Source organism: Mesorhizobium sp. M0830 (assembly GCF_040319965.1).
Classification (GTDB): domain Bacteria; phylum Pseudomonadota; class Alphaproteobacteria; order Rhizobiales; family Rhizobiaceae; genus Mesorhizobium.
In genome coordinates this window covers 1-2,737 of the sequence record NZ_JAMYOR010000126.1, presented here as the reverse complement: position 1 = coordinate 2,737, position 2,737 = coordinate 1, and the positions used below count along the sequence as shown (strand labels likewise).

The window sequence follows — 2,737 nt, the reverse complement described above, 5'->3', positions numbered from 1 at the left end:
AACCCTACTCTTTTCGTGCTGCGGGTGGGGGGTGGTGGGGGGGTGTTTGTTGTTGGGGGGGTTGGGGGGGGGGGGGGGGCCCCGTGTACCCAAAAACCCGCCGGGCCCCCCCCTCGGGAGGATTTAGTCGACGGGGCAAGCGCCGGTGGATGGCTTGTCAGGTGCCCAGCACGGCGCCTTGGCCTGGTCGATCAGGCCCTTGAGCACCGTGGCCTCTTCGCCAAGCACGCCATGCACGTCCTCGCCGCCGAGCACGATGCGCTCGAAGCTGTCGGTGTAGACCTGGTTGAACTTGCCATCGAGATCGCCGAGCCCCATCGGCAGCAGTGCCGGCAGGGCATCGTGAGCTCCGGTCATGGTGGTGATCGCCGGACCGAAGGCCTTGACCGAAGCCGGCATGTCGTCAGGCAGCTTGACGTCGACGACCGGGAAGAAATTGGTGGCTTTCAGCGTCGCGATCTGGGTTTCCGGCTTCAGCATGTAGGCGACCAGCGCCTTGGCCTTGTCGATGTCGGGCGAGGTCTTCGGGATGGCGACACCGGCCACGACAGGCATGAAACCGCGACCGGCGGGGCCGGCCGGCGCCGGAAAGGCAACGAACTCATCCGGCTTCTTGTTGAAGGCGTCGGCAAGCCGCGCGACATGGTCGAACGCCACCCAGACATCGCCGGTCAAAAGCGGCTCCTGCATGAAGGCATAGTTGGTCGAATTCGGGTTGGTGTACTGCCAGAGTTCCTTGAACTTGTTCCAGGCGATCTCGGCTTCCGGTGAACGGAACTTGGTCACCATCGAGCCGGTGTAGGACGGGTAGAGGAACCCCTCAAAGAAGCGGTGCTTGAGCCCTTTTGGACCGGCGGGAAAGCCGAATTTCGGCGAGCCGGTTTTCTCGGCGATGTTCTTCGACCATTCGATCAGCTGGTCATAGGTGATGGTGTTGAGATCGACGCCTTGCGGCAGATATTGCAAGGCCTGCTTGTTGGCCGCCATCAAATAGGTGGCCTGCATCCATGGCAGGTATTTCTGCTCGCCGGTGCCGAGCATGCCAAGCTTCTTGTAAGCTTCGTTGACCTTGACGCCGCCGACATCGACGCCGGACAGATCGACAAAGTTCGCGCCGACATTGGAGAAATCACCATGCAGGCCGCCGAGCACGCCGATGGTGCCGGTGCCGGCCTGCAGTTCGGCCTGCAAGCGGGTGAGCCAGGGGCCGGTCTCGGCGACCTGATAGTCGACCGCACCGTCAAAACCCTTCAGCACCTCGTCGCGCATCTTTTGGGTTTCCTCGACGGGGCGCGCCTGCGTCGACCAGAACAGCACCTGCTGGGCCCGCGCGCCGCCTGAGGCGATCGATAACGCCAGCGCGGCGCCGAGCAGTGTCTTCAATGCTTTCATCACGGTCTTCCTCCCTGGATATGCGCCGTCACGGCGGCGTCAGCTTCTCATCTGCGGTGCGGGTCCATGGCTTGCGCGCGCAACCAGCGTCGGCCGGATCAGCCGCGTCAACGGTGCGGTGGGCTTGTCGGCGATGATGGTGAGCAACATGTCGGCGATCTCGCGCGCGCATTGACGGATCGAGGCATCGAATGTGGTCAGGCCCGGCGGCGCGTAGGCCGAAGCAGCGATGTTGTCAAAACCGATGACGGAGAGGTCGCGCGGCACGCTGAGGCCTGCGCGGGCGGCCTCCTCCATCACGGTCAAAGCCAGTTCGTCGAACAGAGCGACAATGGCCGTCGGCCTGTCAGGCCGCTGCAGCATGCGGTTGACGGCCTGGACGCGGGCTCCGTGATCGAAGCGCGGCGCCGTCACCACGTCGAACCGCACCGACGGATCGCCCCGACGGGCCATGGCCGCGGCAAAGCCGTCTTGTCTGAGATGCCGGAACGTCATCGGCTCGGAAATCGTCACCAGGCCGAAATGGCGGTGGCCGAGATCGTAGAGCATGTCGAAGGCTTCGCCGAAGGCATGGGCGCCGTCGGTATCGAGCCAGTTGTAGCCGAAATCGCTGTCGAGCAACCGGCCATGGGCAACGAAAGGAAAGCCGCGGTCGCGCAGATAGGCGAGCCGCTCGTCAACCGCGGCGATACGCGTCACGACGACGCCATCGGCGCGTCCGGACTCGACGACGTGGCGCAGCACCGACAGTTCCGAATGACCGAAGGCGGCGGTGGCCAGGATCAGGTCGGCGCCATGCGATACCAGCCCTTCGCCGAGCCCGGTGACGAATTCGCCAAGGAAGGAATCGACAAGGTTCGGTCCGCGGATCGGCAACACGAGGCCGACGAAGCCACTGCGGCCGGAGACAAGCGTGCGCGCTGCGGTGTTGGGCACGTACCCCGCCTGACGCGCCGCGTGCGCGACACGTTCGCGCGTCTTCAGCGCGATCTGTTCATGGCCGGCAAGCGCCCGCGACACCGTCGTGATCGACAGGTCGAGGCCTGCGGCAAGCTCCTTGAGCGTGATGACGCGGGTCGTCATCCTTCTCCCTCGAACAAGTTTGAAACGTTTGTAATTGCCTTTCGCAAAAATGCAAACGTTTTAAATTTCTATCCAAAGCGGACTGACAAGCGATTCAACCATCGGTGCAGTGGAGTTTGGGCGTGCCCTGGCGATTGCGGGAACACCCGTCAATCGTCATCCTGGGGCGGAGCTAGAAGCGAAGCGACGCGGCGCAGACCCCAGGATCCTGTGTGTTGTTGCCATGCTATGGTTGAGGTGGGAAGGAGACCGAGAGGATCCT

At 63.6% G+C, this 2,737-nt stretch carries 2 protein-coding genes; both read right to left on the bottom strand.

Annotated elements, in window-relative coordinates; all coding sequences use genetic code 11:
- Positions 1–123 precede the first annotated feature (123 nt).
- The gene (locus NKI20_RS33435; protein ID WP_352838239.1) at positions 124–1,392 is read right to left on the bottom strand and encodes an ABC transporter substrate-binding protein; all 1,269 of its coding nucleotides are present in this window, start codon (positions 1,390–1,392) and stop codon (positions 124–126) included.
- Positions 1,393–1,431: 39 nt separating this feature from the next.
- Positions 1,432–2,475, bottom strand: a complete 1,044-nt coding sequence (locus NKI20_RS33430) for a substrate-binding domain-containing protein (RefSeq protein ID WP_352838237.1) — start codon at positions 2,473–2,475, stop codon at positions 1,432–1,434.
- Positions 2,476–2,737: the final 262 nt, after the last annotated feature.